Raw genomic sequence first — 20,529 nt, forward strand, 5'->3', positions numbered from 1 at the left:
ACCAGGGTGAAAAAAGGCGCAAAATCATCTTTTTATAGATTTTTAAGTAAAATTATCTTATGTATTGCTGTTGTCGCCACAATGGTTCCATGCATGCCAGAGACAGAAGTTAAGGCTTTAGATACTACGATTATAAATTATATGGATGTGGAGATTCCGGCATATACGGGATCTCTGACGATGCCAGAATATACTGATCCGAATACGTATTGGGGATTTTACATTATATCCACGGTAACGGGTACACGTAGCAGCTTTAAGTTATCCAATATAAAGTTCAACCGGGTAACAAGAGTCCTAAGCTATGATATGTCAGAAGTAAAATTTTCTATTAATGTTGACCGGGCCCCTAATGTTCATGGCGGAGGGGAAGAGGCTATGAAAAATCAATTAGCCTTCACTGAGATGTTTGTCGATCAATATGTTGTGGGCGACTACGAAAATCTCACCGGTTATGTAGATAAGGACTTTGCTGCACCTTATACTATGGGCTATGGAACAGCGAAAACAGGCAAACCATTTTACTTTCAAGTTATCAAATACCCCAGTGGTGAATACTTTCAGCCCATAACACCAAATACGCGAGGAGATAATTTTACTGTGCCTGCGGGCAGTTACTCATGGGATATGACAGAGCGAGACTGGCTCAATCATCGTCTTTTGACGCGAGATCCTAAGTCTATTCGTACTGTATTCAAATGGCAGGATTATATTTACAACGGGTTTGCGAGTTTTTATCCTCTTATAAACTCCGTGGATGCAAAACTGGAAGTCAATTCTCCGCCAACACTCTCCCTGACGACACAAAATGGTGCAACCCTTTATAACGTTGACGGGCAGAACATCCTGAACGTGACAGGGTATGCACAAGATCCGGATAACGAAGAGTTGGACATCATCATAGAAGTACCTAATGTCTTTTATCGCCGAGTAAAAGTCTTTAATTCTTATACAGCTCAATATTTTTCTGTTCCCATCGATGCCATTAACGATTCCGTTCTACCTGGTAGCTATACAGGCACAGTAACTGTAGTGGATAGGCGAGGCTATAAGGCGGGTGGACAATTCATTTTTAATGTTAAGAATAAGCTGCTGAACAAGAATTTCTATCTGGTGGATTCACCGGTGGAAGTGAGTTCATCTTATGCAGATTATGAAGGGGATCCACAAATATCTACTCGTTTCCGGTATGAGCATAACCCAAGCTATTTTGATAATCCGACTTCGATGCTCAGTGATTCGGGCTTATGGCGATCATCAATGTACAGCTCATTCGCATTTCCAGGTTGGTATAATGCGATCGTACAGGTTCGGGATAATCCGTTAGGAGACAGTTTCGATGAATTCCGGAAATGGAGCAGGGATAATGAGTCATCACTAATCTTCCTTATTCACCGTAAGCCCACGGCCATGTTCGCCGCCAAACTCATTGGAAACAGCATACAGATTATAGACAATTCATACGACATTGACCATACAACGGCGGACAACAAAGGACTATATGAACGGCAATGGCAATGGAGGAAAGTCGGAGAGGACGCTTGGAATGACGGCCAGTTGAGTAGCAGGCCGACCAGCGATGCCTATGAATTACGTCTCCGGGTCAGGGATGTTGACGGGCCGAAGGGTGTCGGTGTGTGGTCGGATTGGACTTATCAGCTGGTGGGTACAGGATCGAATTTGCCGCCGGTTGCTAATTTCATCATTGATCCCGTAAGCGCGAGTTACCGTAAAAGCACCACGATTACGGACAAGTCATATGATCCAGATAATGATGCGCTGGATACGTACGAATGGGTAATCCGCAGAAACGGGGTACAGCTGTATTACTACAACGGCTCCTTCGCTATTCCTCCGAGCCTTACAAATTACGGCGTAGGAACCTACGAAGTTGTCCTGAGAGTAAGAGATAGCAGGGGAGCATGGTCCAACTATTACACGCAGTGGGCCAATGTCATTAACAATAAGCCAATTGCACAATTTGCGATGCCGTCCCAAGTATATAGAGACGATATTGTGGTCATGGATAACAAAACGCCAGATCCGGATGCAGATGGAGATCCGCTGACCTATACCTGGTATGGTCGTAAGGGGAATGCGAGCTACATCTACGCCGGCAGTAATCGTAATCAAAATGTGGTTGTTCGTGACTTAATTCGAGGACTCGGAATTTCGGAAAGAGCGGCCATATCCCCGGACTGGGAAATGCGTCTCAACGTCTCAGACGGCAGCCAAACGGCGTATGCAACCCAGATGTTTGAGGTGCTCAATCATACGCCCACGGCGGATATAACCGGCCCTTCAGACACAACACAGTATACGACGAGAGCATTTACCTCTGGAGCAACGGATCTTGACAGTTCTGACGTAAGCAGCCTCCAGTATTACTGGCGGGTGATAGACAGTGAAGGGCAAGCCACACTGCTTCAAAACAACAAATCAATCAATGTCAATTTTTATCATACCGGCGTATACACGATCGAGCACTGGGTCTTTGATCAGATCGGTGCAAAATCCAATATCGTCAGTCTGAAGGTGACAGTCCGGGAAAACCTAAAGCCGGCCATGACTTTAACAGCACCGGCCGGGACAAGCAGCAGCCCTACCATCATCGATGCAGGCCTTGCGGGAGACCCGCTGATTCAGTGGACGTATGCGGACCCGGAAAATGATCTGCAGGAGAAATACACGCTGGAATTTTATACGAAGGACAGTATCCTGGCCAAGTCATATGAGTATGCGGATAGCAGCGGAACCGTGCGGCAATTCCAGGTGCCCAACGGTACGTTTGATCGGTTCCAACTGTTCACCGTAGTGGGCCGGGTATACTCCATGAATTCCTGGTCGGATATCTCCAATGAAAAAGCCTTTATCATCGACAATCCACCACAGCCTGGGTTTACGATGATCACTGATACCGGGCGAAACGCGGCGACCGGCCCGATTTATCGGACGGATCTGCTCAACATCCAGAGCACGGCCACCGATGCGGATATTCCGAGCGGTGACAGTGTCACCCATCAGTATTATTTGAAGCCTGCAGGCGGAACGGAAGGGCTTGCCAGTGCAGCAGCCAATTTTACAAAGCAGTTTACGACAAACGGCTCCTTTATTTTGAGACAGATCGTTACAGATTCACTGGGGTTGAAACGCGAAGTGTCCCAAACCATTACAGTGGCCAACCGGCTGCCAGCGGTCAACATTACGTACCCGACCAGCTCAAGCCAAGTAAGCCCTACGGTTTCTAATACCCTGACACCGGTCATAAAGTGGGACTACCAGGACGCTGATGGCGATGCCCAGCAGCGGTATAAGGTTCGAATATACCGCGTCTCGAATGGGACCTTAAAGGCCGAGTCCGGAGAACAAGTATCCGGGGCCAAGCAGTGGACAGTACCTGCAGGTTCGCTGCAAGAGAACGAGCCGTATGCCGTGGAAGTGGAGGCATATGACGGCTTCGGGTGGAGCAGCATCTCCCCGCGGAAATATATGCTGGTCAACTTGTTGGCGGTCAAAGGGGCAGTGCAGCATACGGCCGAGTGGAACGCCAACCGGCAGGCATATAACGTAAAGAAGACCGGGGACCCAGATAGCCCGCGCGGCTATTCCGTCTTTTGGGCAGGCGAGAAGTTTGTGCTGAAGGCAGATGCCACCGGGCTCCCGAGCCGCATCCAGGTAACCATGAGCGGCGGCTTTACAACTGAGCTCACTCCAACGAGCAGTGAGCGCACTTTATGGACGGGTGAACTGTACGATCCTTCTTTCGAGAAGCTTCCGGATGGACCGGTTACCTTTACCTTCAGGGCAGAAAACTCCTACAGCACTAAGACTGATTCGGTGACAGTTACGATCCTTGAGGACTGGACCGATTTCATCCGTAATCATAGGATCAAATAATTTCTAAGCTTTTAAGAAGTCAGGAAGTAGGGTGGAATTCCCTACTTCCTATCTTGACGAAATAGAGGTGATTAAATGACCCAGAAATTACGGAAAATTCTTATGGCCATGCTATGTTTTTTACTTTTAATTGATGGAGGGTTCATTAAATACCTCCCTGATAACCAGGCAAAGGCACTAGATACCACCAACATTACATTTAATGACTATTACGTTCCGGCGGCGACTTTGTACGGCGAATTACCAGAAACCAATCGGTGTTTCGCAAATCAATGCTATGAATCCCGCAGTACGGTTAACCGAGAAGCCTTTTCTGTTACTAATATTAAATTTAATCGTGTTACAAGATTGCTTACTTTTGATGTGGGTCGTTTTGTTACAAGAGTACAAACTAATCGTAAGTTAACTTATCCAATAGAACCTACAGATGCTTGGGCCTTTATGTCAAATCCTTACGTAGCTCAAATTAAAGTTTACGGACAATCCAGTCAATGGGGGAGTGTTGAAAGATTCATTAAGTGGAGTATGGGTGGGAGTTACGTCGGTGAAAAATATATTAATGATTATAACACAATAGGAGATTATGTTTGGGAAGCGAAAAGCTATACGCTAGATATGGCGGACCCAGATTATTGGGCGGGTTCGTTAATCGGAGACCCATTGTATCTTGAAATAGGGGTAACTTGGAGTGATATGATCGATAATGGACTTTACCTAAAATATGAGATGCCCGACATGGTGAAAATCCCCCTAATCAATAATAGTCCGCCGACCCTAAGTATAACTTCACAGAATAATGCGATTGTTCTAAATGATGAAGGGGCAAACGTCTTTAACATCGAAGGTTTCGCCCAAGACCCGAATAACGATGAGTTAGATGTAATCGCTGAAATACCTAATGTGTTTTACAAACGAATCAAGGTCAATGATACACTGTCCCCAAAACATTTTTCTATTCTGATGGATGTAATCTCAGAATCCATACCACCAGGTACATACACAATGACTGTCAGTGCTATAGATCCTTTCAACATGAAAGCATCAGGTCAAGTTACCGTTCAGGTTAAAAATAAACTTAAAAATAAGGAATATTATTTAGTTGGTTCAAGCGTGGAAATTGGCTCATCCTATAAAGATTATGAAGGTGATCCCCAGTATGCTACGCGGTTTCGGTATGATCACATCCCAACATTTTTTGATAATCCATCAGGGATGCTCAGTGATTCTGGGTTATGGCGGTCATCGATGTATAATTCATTCAATTTCCCAGGTTGGTATAATGCCATCGTACAAGTTCGGGATAATCCCCAAGGCGAAAGTTTTGATGAATTCCGGAAGTGGAGTAGGGATAACGAGTCTTCCCTTATATTCCTCATTCATCGGAAGCCAACAGCCATGTTCTCTGCAAAGCTCATCGGAAACAGCATACAGGTTACGGACAATTCATACGATATCGACCATACAACAGCTTACAACAAGGGATTATCTGAACGGCAGTGGCAATGGAGAAAAGCCGGTGATGAAGTATGGAATGATGGCCAACTGAACAGCCGCCCAACCAATGATGCCTATGAATTACGTCTCCGGGTGAGGGATATAGATGGTTCGAAAGGAATTGGTGTCTGGTCGGATTGGGCTTCCCAACTGGTGGGTACAGGATCGAATCTGCCGCCGGTCGCTAATTTTATGATCGACCCCACGAATGTAAGTTATCGCAAAAGCACCACGATTATGGATAAATCGTATGACCCGGATAATGATCCGCTGGATACGTACGAGTGGGTAATACGGAAAAATGGCTCCCAGGTTTACTATTACAGCGGTTCCTTCGCCATTCCTCCCAGCCTTACAACATACGGCGTGGGGAGCTATGAAGTTGTTTTGAGGGTACGAGACAACAGAGGAGCATGGTCTGCCTATTGCTCGCAGTGGGCCAATGTCATTAACAACAAGCCGGTTGCACAATTTGCCATGCCGTCCCAAGTATACAGAGACGATATTGTGGTCATGGACAACAAAACGCCAGATCCGGATGCGGATGGAGATCCGCTGACCTATACCTGGTACGGTCGTAAGGGGAATGCGAGCTACGTCTACGCCGGCAGTAATCGTAATCAAAGCGTGGTTGTTCGTGACTTGATTCGGAGCCTCGGGCTTTCCGATAAAGCAGCCATATCTCCGGATTGGGAAATGCGCCTGAACGCTTCAGACGGCAGCCAAACGGCGTATGCAACCCAAATGTTTGAGGTCCTAAACCATACGCCGACAGCGGATATAGCCGGCCCTACAGACACAACACAGTACACGACAAGAGTCTATACCTCCGGGGCAACGGATCTGGACAGCTCAGACGTAAGCAGCCTGCAATATTACTGGCGGGTGATCGACAGTGAAGGACAAGCCACACTGCTCCGGAATAACAAATCGATCAATGTGACTTTTTACCACACCGGCGTATACACGATCGAGCACTGGGTCATCGACCAAATCGGTGCCAAGTCTAATGTTGCCAGCCTGAAGGTCACAGTCCAGGAAAACTTAAAACCGGCGATGACTTTAACAGCGCCGGCCGGAACAAGCAGCAGCCCAACTATTATCGACACAGGCCTTGCAGGCGATCCCCTGATACAGTGGACGTATGCGGATCCTGAAAATGATGTACAAGAGAAGTACACACTGGAGTTCTATACGAAGGATAGCATCTTGGCCAAGTCATATGAGTATGCGGATAGCGCCGGAACTGTGCGGCAATTCCAGGTGCCCAACGGTACATTTGATCGGTTCAAGCTGTTCACCGTAGTGGGCCGGGTATACTCCATGAATTCCTGGTCGGATATCTCCAATGAAAAAGCCTTTATCATCGACAATCCACCACAGCCTGGGTTTACGATGATCACTGATACCGGGCGAAACGCGGCGACCGGCCCGATTTATCGGACGGATCTGCTCAACATCCAGAGCACGGCCACCGATGCGGATATTCCGAGCGGTGACAGTGTCACCTATCAATATTATCTGAAGCCTGCAGGCGGAACGGAAGGGATGGCCAGTGCAGCAGCCAATTTCACGAAGCAATTTACGACAAACGGCTCCTTTATTTTGAGACAGGTAGCCACGGATTCACTTGGGCTGAAACGCGAAGTATCCCAAACCATTACAGTGGCCAACCGGCTGCCAGCGGTCAGCATTACGTACCCGACCAGCTCAAGCCAAGCAAGCCCTACGGTCTCTAATACCCTGACACCGGTCATAAAGTGGGACTACCAGGACGCTGATGGCGATGCCCAGCAGCGGTATAAGGTTCGAATCTACCGTGTGTCGGATGGAAGTTTAAAAGTCGATTCAGGGGAACAAATATCCGGGGCTAAGCAGTGGACGGTACCTGCAGGTACGCTGCAGGAGAATGAGGTATATGCGCTGGAAGTGGAGGCATATGATGGCTTCGGATGGAGCAGCATCTCCCCACGCAAATATTTAATGGTGAACCTATTGACTGTACGGGGTGCGGTACAGCATACGGTAGAGTGGAATGAGCATCGGCAGGCTTACAACGTTAAGAAAAGTGGGAATCCGGAAATTCCGCGGGGATACAGTGTATTTTGGGCAGGTGAGAAATTTGTTCTGCAGGCTAATGCAACAGGGATGCCCACAAGCATTCAAGTTACAATGAGCGGTGGTTATAACACAACACTGACACCTGCAGGCGCAGATCGAACTTTGTGGACAGGAGAGTTGTACAATCAAGTATTTGAGCAACTTCCGGACGGCCCAGTTACCTTTACATTCACAGCAAAGAATGACTACAGTACAAAAGTTGATACTGTCACAGTAAATATCCTCGGCGAATGGACGGAATATTTCAAATCTCATCGGATTAAATGATTATATGAGAGGAGGGCAACCTCCTCTTACCTCTTTATTCTGAATTTTTTTTGAGAGGAGAATGTTTTTAGTGTTCCAGAACATTATAGCAGCTGTAAAGCTGCATCTCTTTGGCATTGAAAAAACGACGATTTCAAAAGAGATAGAAGTCACTGAAGAGGATTTAATAAGTATCAAGAATATAGATTTAATACCCGTTACTGTTCAAGATGAGGAGAAGAAAGAATCCCTTAGTGTTTTAGTTCGTACGTTATATTATGTCATCGAAATCCAAGAGGAGTTTGAGTATTTTGAATATCGTAACAATTGGGATCGGAACAATGCAGCTGTAAGTATATTATTGAGCTGGCTTTGGAACTCATCAAGGGGGATTAAAGATGTTGAAATTTCATTATTAAATTCATGGGGCAAACAAGAAGTCTATAAATTAAAGGCCTTTTTTACAGATACTTAATCCATAAAAATTGCCAAGGAATATATTAAAGATTCCTCAGGAAACGATGAAGGATATACTTTTGAAGTGACATACATAGAGGATCCTTCGATTGCTCAATTGTCTACCCCCTACTGCGACACAGGATATGAAATTTCAGATTGGTTTACAGTTAAAGATAACTGCATTGATAGCAATTGCGATACATATGGAACAATATATAACACTAAAGCTGAGTCGCTTTATTTAATGTATGCTGAAGACACCCAAAAGCTTGTTGCAGTAAAGGTGAGGTATTGGTGTTTGTGATTTAATCCTAAACTCACTTGCTGAAACGTTTTCCAACAACTATAGCAGCATGTTTTTCCTGTTGCCGGTATCTCCAAAGGTATCCTTGAGTCGTAATAATACTCTGATGTCCCAGAGCATCTTTAACTGCATCAATAGTAGATCCTGCAGAAGTCAAAAACGAAGCATAATAATGTCTACATGTATGAGGTGTAATGGGATCCGCTCTATATTTAAGAAAAGGGAGAGCGGATTTGTTAATTTCCTTTATAAAAAGGTTAGATAAATAAGCTGAATTGTAATGCCTACCATTAGGCTTTGGGAAAAATGCCGATTCGTCAGCTGGGTTTAATTCGGTTTCTAATCCTTTTCTTTCTCTAAATTCTTTAATTGTATCGAAAGTATCCTCAAAAATTAGGATAGGCCTTACCTTTCCGCCTTTGCCTTTCACGTCAATAAAATGAAAGCCGACAGTAGGAAGATAATAAGCTTTACGCCATTCGGCTGAAGCTAGCTCTTCTATGCGCATACCTGTACTAACTAAAACAGATAGGAGGGTGAACATATTAAAATTCCTTGGCCGAAAATATTCGAGTAACGCGTCTACCTCATGCTGATACATATCTCTGTTTTTTTGTTCGTCTTTTGGCTGAGCAACGTTCTTCATCATTATGGATAGATCAGAGGGAATTATTTTCTTGAGATGAATATAGCGAAGAAATTGTTTTAGGACAGAAACCTTTTTTCGAAATGTAGTATTTGCGTAATGTTCAGAAAGGCGGTCCTGATACACAAGAAGATCTGCTGGGTCGAGATGCTTTATTCCTCCCAATGAAGCGGAATAAAGAAGAAACCCTTGTAAATCACGAAGGTATTCTTTCTTAGTACCCTGCACACGCTTTTTACCGTATGTAGGCTCGTCATGTAAGAAAATGTACATTAGCAATTCATCAGGAATTTCGTTCCAATTGGTATGTCTGAATTGCTCGGTAGATAATGTTTTGAACAAGCTGCTATCTAATAGGTTGAAACTGGTTGGGTACCCTTTGAAATTAAAAGGATACAATATATTGGTATTATGAATATTAGTAGGCATGTTAGACATATATGTATCTCCTATCAAAATGGAAAGTAAACTTATTTTATCATATTCCATTTTGTCAGATAAGATAGAAAAATTGATAATTTGCCTATGTTTAATTTAATATCGTAAAATAAACATCAGAAATGCATTTTACGTTATGTACTAAGCCAAAATATGGTGTTAGTATATATAGAAAGTAATTCAAATAAGGGAGGGAAATTTATGTATAATATCTCCATGGTCTCTAAAAGAGTTCAAAAAGAATTTAATGAGTTTAATGAAGAGGATAAGAAACGAATTTTAGATGCTTTTGAAATTCTGATTGAGAATCCATGGCCTCTTCAGCTTGGATTTAGTTCAGTGAATCGTTGTTCAACGGTAAAACGAATAAAGGTTCAGAGAATTCGTATTTTTTATAAAATCATCGACTCTGACATTTATATCGGGAAAATAGAAAATAGGAACTCTCAATGTTATGAAAAGCAAATTCATAAATGGTTCGATGCCTGTTAGATGTGAAGGGTCTTTATCAGTATCTAATTAGTTACATCATTTATAATGGAGGGAATTATATAATGTGGGCATTTGTATTGTTGCCAACAATAATTCTGTTTATTTTTCTTACCGTTACTGAGAATACTAAATCCAAAGGAAGCGATACTTCCAAATATGGTAGCGGTAAAAGTACTGGTAACTTAAGTTTTCAGCCTACCAAGCGCATCCGTCGCAAGTAAAATGTTTGTTGGAATTATGAACCGGTGTAATAAATTGACGATTAGTTGTTCATCTGTCATAATTCAAGCTTTAAGTTACTGTTTAATTATGAGATATTTGAGAAATCATATTATCATGTGCAAGATAGATTGCATTGCTTTGGGAAAAAAAGTATATTCATATATACATAATTTTGTTAAGCTACATATGGACTATGGGACTATATTCCTATCTGGACTATCTCCGTTGCGAGGGATCAAAACTAATGTCAAAATATATCTCACAAAAGGAAATGGCCAACCTATTCGGGAAGTCTGTTAACACCATCAGACTATGGGTTGATAAAGGAATGATAACTGCTATCAATGCCGATACTTATCGCAGCGATGGTGGGTATCGTTTCAGTCAAGAAGAATATGAGAGAGTCAAACGGTTATTTGGTACGGATGTTTTATTTTTAAAAGATGCTGCAGAACTGGTAGGAGTAACTAAACAGTACTTAGCGATGCTAGCTAAAGCTGATCCGCCTGAGATACCTAGTCAACTAATTATGTACGGTCGGCAAGAGAGAAGAGTGTTCCGAAAAGCGGATTGCCTAATGCTAAAAGAAGCCCTGAAAGCAAAGAATACTCATCAGATGCGAGACGGAGGCAGAGAACTTCAGTTATACAATAATGACCTTCGCTTGTTTGATAATTTCAGATACAATGAACAGCTAGTTATCGTTATTTCTGTAGAACCCGTAAAATTACTATCAGAAAATGGATATACAATAGAACCTAATGATGGTTCTTTACCTGTTTCTAATAAATGCCTGAATTTTCCATATGAGAAGCGAGCAGGTTCAATAATCTTTTCCTTCCCAAAACCTGAATCCATTACTTCAGAGATTTATCACCTATTAGAAAGAATGGTCTTCTATCTAGGCACAAAGAACGTAAGGGTATTTGATAGAGAATCGACTTATTATGTTAAAACGAGAAAGGGCGAGTTTAAGGGTACCCTATCGGACGTTGAACTTCTTAATAAATATAAGTTGGAAGGTCAACTTTCTTTTCATGGAGAAATGGTCTATCTAGATGGAGAAACGATCACTCGGAGATCGCACTTAAAGAAAACTGTTGTTAAATCAGTAGAAAAGTATGCAGAAAATCATAACATGAATTTTGACCAAGCGTTAAATGAACTATTAAGAAAAGCGCTGCAAAGTGATCGAAGTAATAAATTTGACGAAGAATGAGTAAAGCGCCCTCTATTTGTAAAAGAGGGCGCTTTACTCATTCTTATGCTTATGCATCTAAACCTCGAGTAGTTTGAGAAGCCGGTTTCCATTGTAGAGTTTCGACGCGCTGATACTGTTCCTCCCGCTATTAGCAGCTAAAGGAAATCTACGAGCTGTAGAGCAACCATAGATGCGTCCAACGCTTCACCTGCGCGGCACAGGCGGCGCCCAAGGATTGCTTTCTCTGGAAGGCCCTGATCATGTCGCGCACCGCAGAGGCAGTCGCCGAGCATCAGCAGGAATCTGTCCGGCTGAGTAGACCTGATTTCATTCGTCGTGTGGCTGACCTTCACCGTCTGGCGCAGCGGCGTCAGATCAATTACTGCAGATCCGGAAGACTTGCCATGTCGTACGCCGTCAACGCGCTCCCAAGAGTAGACGTCCAGAAGCTGCAGGACTCTGTCCGGATGAAGAGACTTGTAGTGTGTTCGCCGTGCGTACGACTTTCATTCGTCAAGCACCAGCTTCGCTCCAGGCGCTGCAGATTCGGAAGGACTTGACCATGTCCCGCGTCGTCGAGGCACAGCCCGTCCAGTTAAACGGAGGGTTTTGCCGAACTGTAGAGTAACCTAGGGTGCATCCACTAGGCGGCCAATTTTCACCAGCCCAGTACCTGAGACGCCCGGGAAATTACTGTAGATTCGGAAGTGTGTGGCCATGTTGCGCGCCGGGAAATTGCCCCTCGGCGCGCCGTCCAGCTGTAGAAAGAAAATAGCGTTAGACTGAAAAATAAAGTATTAGACTCGAAATTAAGTTGTATATTGGTGGTCCTTATAAAGCCGGGCTTACCATTCAGGGCGTCCGGCGACAGCGACCGGCACGAGCAGCTGCAGCTCGCGCTCCTGGTGCTCTGGACGATACCGGATTTCCCGTTCGGCGCAGCCGACACACGTTTTTTCAGGCAGGTTGAAGCTCGTGAATGCGGACGTTAATGCCATTTTCAATACATCGAGCAATTCTATTTTCCTCTTGAAACGGCTTAAGTTAACAATAACAAAAGGTTCACACTTCAAAAAAAAAGATTAATGCGAGAATCAAGAGAGGATATAATATAATGACAAAGAATAGAATTTATAGGAATTGAGGTAGGGGCCAACATGTATCTGAAAGAGCTGAGAATCTGGAACTTCAGAAAATACGGAACCATTATTAATGAAGACAATAGCTTACCGGGAACTACTGTACATTTCCACCCGACCTTTAACCTCCTGATTGGAGAAAATGACTCGGGGAAAACAGCAATTATTGATGCCATTAAACTTACCCTGGGAACAACAAGCGATGACAATCTACGAATTACAGATGAGGACTTTTTTGTTCCGAAAGAGGGGGAAAGTACAACTGAACTAAAAATTGAATGCTTTCTTTCTGGGTTAAGCAAGGAAGAAGCAGGAATATTTTTCGAATGGCTGACGTTTGATCATGAGGGTAAATATGAACTACAGGTGAGATTATTTGCAAAGAAAAAGGCAGCGGAAGCTGGCATCGCAGAGCGGATCGATAAATACATAAAGGCAGGTCCTGAGGTTTCGTCTACCCGCCTCGAGGGATTAGCCAGAGAAATTCTTCGCACAACTTATCTGAAGCCTTTAAGAAATGCTGAAATAGAACTCCAGCCGGGTATTCGTTCCCGGTTAGCGCAAATTTTAAGAAGCCATCCTGCTTTTATTGTCAAAGATCGGACAGTAAAGCATGAACTTGAATTAACCTTTGAGGAAGCTAATAACAGGGTAGAGGCTTTTTTCGATAAACCTTATGGAACTGACCAAGACAAGACCATTCAGGTACAACTCCTACGATACCTAGAAGAATTTTTTAACAAGCCGGTAGGGGAGGAAGCGAAGCCTAAATCTTTGTTTAAAATTACATCTGTGAAATTGAACGAAATTTTAAGAAGACTCAGTTTGTTGCTTGAAGAAGTACCCTCTGGTTTAGGCAGCTTAAACTTACTTTTTATTGCCGCGGAGTTACTTCTACACGATGACGATTTAGCCATGGGCCCCAACTTGACACTGATTGAGGAAATTGAGGCGCATCTTCACCCTCAGGCCCAATTACGCTTAATAAAGTATTTGCAAGAAAAAGTTACTGGTGAAACAGAAAGTCTAGGGAGTCAGTTCATTTTGAGCACTCATAGTACAACCCTTGCGGCGTCCACCCAGTTAAAGCATATTATTCTGCTGTATGATGGAATCGCTTATCCCATGGGATCAGAACATACTGATCTGGATTCAGAGGACTATGAATTTCTAGAACGTTTTTTAGATGCCACCAAATCCAATCTATTTTTTGCAAAAGGTGTTATTTTTGTAGAAGGTGACGCAGAAAATCTTCTTCTCCCAACGCTTGCAAACCTGATGGATCGACCATTACATAAATTTGGAGTTTCTATCGTGAATATAGGCAATACAGCATTCAAAAGATACGTGAAAATTTACTCTAGATCAGCGGCTTGGCTTGAAAGTTATCCTGACACTAAAATGAAGATGCCCGTTTCAGTAGTGACAGACCTGGATGTGAGACCATTGCAATATTATTTAGATAAGAAGAAGAAAAGTGATGATGAATTACCTGCCCTAAAAGATATCTATATTATAGATGAAGAAAACATCGATCAGGTTGCTGATCAGATGAAGATAGAATCCACACAGATTACCCATTTAATAAATCAAGCATTCGGCACTAAATCGAGTTTTAGAGAAGAACTTCAAAGCTATGCTAAAGTGGGCGTTGCTGCATTCACAAAGATTATTGAATTGACAACGAAGACTCTTTCAGCAGAAACAATTGATTCCTTAAGAACACATAAAGCTCAAAAACTAATTGACAATTATGGTACTATGCAGGGGAATATCAATCTTTACTATGCTGAAAAGTGGACTCTAGAGTATGAAATTGCATTAAGTGACTTGGGAATAATGCTGGCTGAAGCGATATTTACCATTCAGCATAAAGATCTTGAAAGTGCTGAACGAGAAGAAAAATTCAAGGCTCATAAGGAATCCCTTGGAAGCTTATCTGTGGAAGAAAGAGCGTATAAAATTTATAGACCGTTGCTTAAGAAAAATGTATCTAAGGCGGCAGCAGCGCAATACTTAGCGGTTATATTACAAAAGAATTCAGCAGAGGCACAACGAGTCCTGTTAACCGATGGGAATTTGCGCTATTTAAGAGATGCTATCTACAACGTCACTGGGGGAGCACCGGAAAATGCTACTACATGATGAAAATCGAGAGAAAATCGAATCCCTGCTGCTTGGAGGAAACCGCCATTTCCAACCTGAGCAAGTTACCGTAATCAACTCAAGTCATTCAACAAACATTATGGCCTGTCCGGGAAGTGGAAAAACGACGGTACTAATTGCTAAAATTTCTTTGCTCTTGGAAAAACTTAAAAAAGAAGGCTCAAATAAAGGGATCTGTGTCATTACCCATACGAATGTTGCTGTTGACGAGATTATTAAGAGCTTAAATAAACTAGGGATTAGCAGTATTGCATACCCTCATTTTATTGGGACTATTCATGAGTTTTTTAATGTGTTTTTTTCAATGAAGGCATATGGTGCTTATACTCAAAGGGATACCTTTTACTTAATGGATAATGAAGAATATAAGAGGTATTTTGAACGGTTTTTTGAGTATCACAGACCAGATTATTGGACCTATGAAACACCTATTACTGCGGTCGATAGAACAGATATACATATTGACACCAATGATCAGCTTCGCATTATTTCAAGAAGAGCGGCTGGGAATTATCATGAATCTATTTTAAATACGATTAAGGACATGTTTCGCAAAGGATTTTTAAGGCATTCCGATACTGTGGAACTTGCTAAGTGGTATATTCGCAACCATAAGGCGGCAATCCAGCAGGCATTTCAGAATCGGTTTCAATACTTCTTTATTGATGAAGCTCAGGATACCAGCACCGATCAATATGAGACGCTTAGAATGTTGATTGAAAACAATGAAGAAACTGTAGTTCAGTGGTACGGAGATTCTTATCAAGCACTCTATAGCCTCTATGGTAAAGAGGATGCCTGGAGGCCGTCTCTAGAAGAAAGTCTACAAATAAACTACAGTAATCGCTTCGGAGAGAATATTGCTAACATTCTTAGAACAACATGTATTGAGGAATATACTACCCTGAAAGCCAATGTAGCAATTAACTCCGCCAAACCGCATCTTTTTATTTTTAATCATGAGAACAAAGAACACTTGTTAACGGTTTATTATCGAATGGTTTCTGAATTCAAAGCTGCTTCCGCTGAAACTGCCGGTATCAAAGGGAAAATAGCAGCGGTTTGTCACCATCATGATTCACTTGAGTGGTATTCAGAAGCGTATCAACGCTCCAAAGTCGGCAAGCCATTGTACTCACAAATGCAGGATTGTCTACATGAATGTCATCAATCATTGTTGGCTGGACTAAGAAGAAATGATAGCAGAGATAGGACGGAGAGAAACGAGTATTTAAAGAACATTTCTCAATTCTTAAGTCAGAAACATCCGAAGGTATACATTGAGATAAAGGCCATTTGGGCCAATTGGATTAGAGCCATTAATGAAGGAATGGATGAATCCGTAGTATTGGTTGAACTGGAGGCTAAATACAAGGAATGTATAGCAGCTGTCTTATATGAAGATATGACTAAAATTGAGCCTATAAGTATGACCAATCTGAGGAAGAGTTTAGAGAAAATTCTAGCGAAGGATCCGCAATCAGAACTTAGTGAGACAGTACTTACTGAAGAAATGAATCTAGAGCTAAACACTATCCATGGAGTTAAAGGCGAAACTCACTTTGCTACGCTCCTCTTAGAATCGAATAGAGCTGGAAGTTCAGACATGTATTCGATTTTCAGGTTTCTTACCGGCACTCATCAACCAGAATTGCTTGAAGATTCGTTTGTGAAAGATACTTTAAAACTGGCTTATGTTGCTCTAAGCCGGCCACGTTATTTCGCAGGTGTTGCCATGCTTGAGGAGAATATTTCAGATGAAGATATTCACAATGCAATAAGGCATGGTTGGAGGATCGTGAAAGTTGAAGAAGAATACAAACCATCCCTATCTTAATAGAAGACGAAAATGAGGAAAAATGCGATTAAAGAGACGGTGCGCAAGGCACCGTCCTTTTTTAGGGTGTAAGTGAAGTTTTTATGTGTTTACTTCTTTAAGAACCTAGCAATACAGCATCAGATCACTAGACATACATTTACATACAAGGCATCATGGGACGAGCTTACTAACCAAAGCAAAGTCCAATACTGCCCGAATCCGAGGATGTAAATGTGGCAGATAGTTGAGGGTGTTGAAAGAAAATAGAGTATTAGACTGAAAAAATAAAGTATTAGACTAGACGCCGCGATCGGCAGCCCCGGTTACACCGGTCAACTGCTTCGCATGCTTCAACTCGTACTCCTGGTTCTCTGAAAGCGCCGGAGGATCGCCAGCTCCGGTTACATCGGCCAGCTGCTTCACATGCTTCAACTCATGCTCCTGGTTCTCCGGAAGCGCCCGGGCGCCGTAATCGGCAACCGGCTTCGTCGGCCAGCGGCAGCGCATGCTTCTGTCTAATACTTTATTTTCTGGTCCGATTCTTTTTGGACACTCTCTTGATGTCCCAGTCTACTTCATATTTTTTAGTGTCTGACGATTTTCATTACAGAAGGCCTCGTAGAATCAACAACTCCGGTCTAATTCTTTATTTTCTTCGCACAGCTACAACTCCGTATAACCAGGTTGCCCCCTGACGAATCCGTGCGGTACACTTGGTAACGGAGGGATTTTCGGCTGTTAAGGAGAAAATAAATTTCTATACCGATTAAACTTGACGATTCACAAAAAAGGCGGTTAATGAATGGTTAAATTGTTGAACAGCATGGCGGGCAAAATCATAGTTATAACGTTGCTAATCAGCACAGTGTTATCGGAGAGTGGTATACAGAGTGTTTTTTCTGCCTCAGAGAACAAGCAGGTAGTGGCTATACACTTTGAATATGACCATAACGAAGAAAAAAATTTGATCATTCCCGCTGTGTTGGTCTATACACTGAGCTACAGCACGGGGGAAAGGAAATATGAAAAGTATGTTTTTGATGAACTGGCTTATTCACCACCTGCCGGTTTTGTCACAGACTGGAGGGAGTTCATATCAACGACAGATCAAGCGGGCAAAAAAGAAGAGTTCAACTTAATGGCATGGAGTTACACGGTGATCAACAAAGGACAAATCTTCAGTTATGGCCTATATAGAGGAGATAAAAGTACATATAGCACAGGGTATCACGCCGATACCATCAACAGATCCCAGAAATTATATTCTTTTGACTACAGCAAAAAGGAAATGAAACTGCTAAGAACAGCAGAAAGCACCGAGAAAAGTGATCTCACCTCTGCCGGCACGACTATTGAACTACTGTCCAAAAACGATATTTACACTGTGGACAACACTGCAACTAAACAGAAGCAATTCTACTCCCTTTCTGACAACAAGTATATTTTATCCGTCAGCCAGCAGGATTTCCTTGGGCCTAGAGACATTCTTTCCTGCGTAAGAGGCTACGGCGAAGGGTGCTATACAGGCAACGACTCTATCTCTGTAAACGACAATCTGGTTATCCGCAAAAACGGGAAATTCTATGAGTTGGACAAGCAAAAAAAACTCAAGGAAATTAAGCAATTGAAGGTGACGCGGGAACAGTGGAGGGTACAGTTTGGAAATTACATAATGGAACCAAGAAGTAATAACAATGATGAAAGAATCTACATGATCAATCAGCAGACAAAAAAGGCAACAGTCATTACGCCGGCAAAAGCATTTGTGCAGAGAATCTATCTATCCCCTAACCGGAGGTATCTGGTTTTTGATCTGGAATATGAACGGGGGGAGCGCAGAAGCTTATTGGTATATGACACCATCAGCCAAAAGAAACTCCATGAAATTGCCATGCCCTACAAGGAATGGGTTACAGATCTGACGTGGCACTCCAACACTAGCCTTGAATACACACCTTTTACAAGCAGCAGACCCGACTATGTTAAGGATGTACATGTTGAAATCCTGAAGGGGATTGTTACCAAGGAAGATTCTGATCCCTACGACAACCCGGATGAATATGTCATTACTCCCAATGCGGATCAGAGTTATTTTACATATGCCAGACCGTGGGAAATTGTGTATGAGGGAAAACCTGTTGTATTTCATGATCAGCCGGCCTTTTTGGGACTAAATAATCTGCTATACTGCTCCGTAAAAGATTTAGCAATCACCCTCAATGCCACGCTCACCGTTGAACCCGGCAAAATTGAGCTTAGTTACAAGAACAAAAAGGCCTACGTTGATCTAAAAGCAAAGGATATCATTATTCAGGATGGTACAGCCTATGCGCCAATAAAGCCAATCGCAGTCAAGCTGGGCCTACAGTACAGTAAAACAGAACGCGAAATTTTGCTTAAATGATTTTCCTGCACCGAAGCAAATGCTTATTAAAATGAATGAACGCTAATAATTGCGGTTGTAATCACCCCGACGATCACTTGGAGTTTCTTGTTTCATTTGGTTATGCAATATTGTCCAAATATGCGGAGAAAAAAGCGGACTGCGAGGATTGATTAAGCTACGGGAAACGTTTTTTCTAAAAAGCTGATGATTCTACACTTTATTTTCTCCAAACACTGGCGTCCCGAATTTCACCCGTTCGGCACTACTGGCGTCCCAAGCAATTGTTGCAGATCCGGAAGAACTTGGCCATCTCGACAAGCCGGCAGCTTGCATACCGTTGCAGCCACCTGCAGCATGAGGAATTTGCTGGAGCTGAAGAGTAACTTGGGTGCGTCTGCCGGGCGTCCGAATATCAGCCGTCAGGCATTCTGGACAATTAAGTGTTGTAGATCAAGAAAGACCTGGCCATGTCACGCGCCGGCGAAGCCACCGCGGCGCGGCCGTCCAGCAGCTGCAGGAAGATGTCCGACTCAAGAGACCTGGAATTTGGCAGCGTGCAGTCGACCTTCATCAGTCCGGCATCGGCGACGCCCAAGTAATTGCTGCGTGACCGGTAGGTCCTGACTATTGTGATGTGCTGGCGACGTGCACCACGGCGCAGCCCCCCAACAGCTGGCAGGAATCATTCCGGCTGATGAGGCCTGGAATACGAAAGCGTGCTGCTGACTTTCGCCCACCCGGCTCCGGCAGCACCCTGAGCAATTGCTATAGATCCGGAAGAACTTGGACATCTGCAAGCGCCGGTAGCTTGCGCACTGGCGTAGCCGTCCAGCAGCTTGAGGAATTTACTAGAGCTAAATAGTAACCTGGAGTGCGTCTGCCGGCCGACCGACCTTCACCCTTCCTGCACCACGGGCAATCGTCGCAGAACGGGAAAGACTGGCCAATTCACGCACCGGCGATGCCACTGTGGCTCGGCCGCCAGGAGCTACAGGAATTTATCCTGCTGAAAAGGCCTTGAAAGCATCCGCCTGGCGACCATTCTTCCCTGTTCGGCACCGGCGGCAACCCGGGCAGTTGCTTCTGATCAGGAAGGACTTACCATGTCACACGCCGATTACGCGCACCGCGGCGTGGCCGCCCAGTAGCTGCAGGAATCTGTCCGGCTGAAGAGTCCTGGAGTGCGCTCGCCGGGTGACCGACCTTCATCCGCCTAGAACCGACGGCGCCCCGGGCAATCGCCTGCAGAGCAACGAAAAACATGGCCATGTTACGCGCCGACGACGCGCACCGCGGCGCAGCCGTCCAGCTGTTGCAAAAACTGTCCGACTGAAGAAACCTGGAGTGTGTCCGTCTGGCTATCGACCTTCACCCTCCTGCACTAGCGGCTTTCCGGGCATTGCTGTAGATCCGGAAGAGCTTGGCAATGTCACGCGCCGAGCTTGCGCCGCGGCGCAGTCTTCCGGAAGCACCGATATACCCGAGAAGAGGAGTGCGTC

11 protein-coding genes are annotated in these 20,529 nt (G+C 43.8%); 8 read left to right on the forward strand and 3 right to left on the reverse strand.

Annotated elements, in window-relative coordinates; translation table 11 throughout:
- The first annotated feature begins 6 nt into the window (after positions 1–6).
- From F1379_RS22530 to F1379_RS22540, 3 genes are all read left to right on the forward strand, one after another.
- A complete protein-coding gene (locus F1379_RS22530; protein WP_150274245.1) occupies positions 7–3,897 on the forward strand; it encodes a hypothetical protein in 3,891 nt (1,296 codons plus the stop codon).
- A gap of 75 nt (positions 3,898–3,972) precedes the next feature.
- The gene (locus F1379_RS22535) at positions 3,973–7,779 is read left to right on the forward strand and encodes a hypothetical protein (RefSeq protein WP_150274247.1); all 3,807 of its coding nucleotides are present in this window, start codon (positions 3,973–3,975) and stop codon (positions 7,777–7,779) included.
- Positions 7,780–7,849: 70 nt separating this feature from the next.
- On the forward strand, positions 7,850–8,233 hold the full coding sequence (locus F1379_RS22540; RefSeq protein ID WP_150274249.1) for a hypothetical protein: 384 nt from the start codon (positions 7,850–7,852) through the stop codon (positions 8,231–8,233).
- Between the two features lie 301 nt (positions 8,234–8,534).
- Here the strand turns inward: F1379_RS22540 and F1379_RS22545 are convergent, their stop codons facing one another.
- On the reverse strand, positions 8,535–9,605 hold the full coding sequence (locus tag F1379_RS22545; protein WP_162551249.1) for a tyrosine-type recombinase/integrase: 1,071 nt from the start codon (positions 9,603–9,605) through the stop codon (positions 8,535–8,537).
- Between the two features lie 201 nt (positions 9,606–9,806).
- On the opposite strand from F1379_RS22545, the gene F1379_RS22550 reads away from it, so the two are divergent.
- Together F1379_RS22550 and F1379_RS22555 are read left to right on the forward strand one after the other, a co-directional pair.
- On the forward strand, positions 9,807–10,097 hold the full coding sequence (locus tag F1379_RS22550; protein ID WP_150274253.1) for a type II toxin-antitoxin system RelE family toxin: 291 nt from the start codon (positions 9,807–9,809) through the stop codon (positions 10,095–10,097).
- Positions 10,098–10,563: 466 nt separating this feature from the next.
- Positions 10,564–11,538 (forward strand): MerR family transcriptional regulator, encoded by a 975-nt coding sequence (locus F1379_RS22555; protein WP_150274255.1) that lies wholly within the window; start codon positions 10,564–10,566, stop codon positions 11,536–11,538.
- An 827-nt stretch (positions 11,539–12,365) separates the two neighbouring features.
- Here F1379_RS22555 and F1379_RS29860 read toward each other — a convergent pair.
- Positions 12,366–12,536: a hypothetical protein gene (locus F1379_RS29860; RefSeq protein ID WP_162551250.1), complete on the reverse strand. Its 171-nt coding sequence runs from the start codon at positions 12,534–12,536 to the stop codon at positions 12,366–12,368.
- A 141-nt stretch (positions 12,537–12,677) separates the two neighbouring features.
- On the opposite strand from F1379_RS29860, the gene F1379_RS22560 reads away from it, so the two are divergent.
- Positions 12,678–14,804 carry an ATP-dependent nuclease gene (locus tag F1379_RS22560; protein ID WP_150274257.1) on the forward strand — a complete coding sequence of 709 codons (2,127 nt, stop codon included), beginning with the start codon at positions 12,678–12,680 and terminating at the stop codon, positions 14,802–14,804.
- Complete coding sequence (locus F1379_RS22565; protein WP_162551251.1) at positions 14,791–16,662, forward strand: UvrD-helicase domain-containing protein; 1,872 nt, start codon at positions 14,791–14,793, stop codon at positions 16,660–16,662. The genes F1379_RS22560 and F1379_RS22565 overlap by 14 nt, the downstream gene beginning before the upstream one ends.
- Before the next feature lie 279 nt (positions 16,663–16,941).
- On the opposite strand, the gene F1379_RS22570 is transcribed toward F1379_RS22565, so the two are convergent.
- Positions 16,942–17,151 carry a hypothetical protein gene (locus F1379_RS22570; RefSeq protein WP_150274262.1) on the reverse strand — a complete coding sequence of 70 codons (210 nt, stop codon included), beginning with the start codon at positions 17,149–17,151 and terminating at the stop codon, positions 16,942–16,944.
- A gap of 295 nt (positions 17,152–17,446) precedes the next feature.
- On the opposite strand from F1379_RS22570, the gene F1379_RS22575 reads away from it, so the two are divergent.
- Complete coding sequence (locus F1379_RS22575; RefSeq protein ID WP_150274264.1) at positions 17,447–19,048, forward strand: hypothetical protein; 1,602 nt, start codon at positions 17,447–17,449, stop codon at positions 19,046–19,048.
- Positions 19,049–20,529 lie beyond the last annotated feature (1,481 nt).

Origin of the sequence: Paenibacillus tepidiphilus (assembly GCF_008635795.1) — a bacterium.
Lineage (GTDB): Bacteria > Bacillota > Bacilli > Paenibacillales > Paenibacillaceae > Paenibacillus_AQ > Paenibacillus_AQ tepidiphilus.

What these genes read in the sequence shown, in the direction of transcription:
- F1379_RS22535 (WP_150274247.1), top strand. Translation starts at nt 3,973, where the DNA reads ATGACCCAGAAATTACGGAAAATTCTTATGGCCATGCTATGTTTTTTA.
- F1379_RS22545 (WP_162551249.1), bottom strand. Translation starts at nt 9,605, where the DNA reads ATGTCTAACATGCCTACTAATATTCATAATACCAATATATTGTATCCT.
- F1379_RS22550 (WP_150274253.1), top strand. Translation starts at nt 9,807, where the DNA reads ATGTATAATATCTCCATGGTCTCTAAAAGAGTTCAAAAAGAATTTAAT.
- F1379_RS22555 (WP_150274255.1), top strand. Translation starts at nt 10,564, where the DNA reads ATGTCAAAATATATCTCACAAAAGGAAATGGCCAACCTATTCGGGAAG.
- F1379_RS22560 (WP_150274257.1), top strand. Translation starts at nt 12,678, where the DNA reads ATGTATCTGAAAGAGCTGAGAATCTGGAACTTCAGAAAATACGGAACC.
- F1379_RS22565 (WP_162551251.1), top strand. Translation starts at nt 14,791, where the DNA reads ATGCTACTACATGATGAAAATCGAGAGAAAATCGAATCCCTGCTGCTT.
- F1379_RS22570 (WP_150274262.1), bottom strand. Translation starts at nt 17,151, where the DNA reads ATGCGCTGCCGCTGGCCGACGAAGCCGGTTGCCGATTACGGCGCCCGG.
- F1379_RS22575 (WP_150274264.1), top strand. Translation starts at nt 17,447, where the DNA reads ATGGTTAAATTGTTGAACAGCATGGCGGGCAAAATCATAGTTATAACG.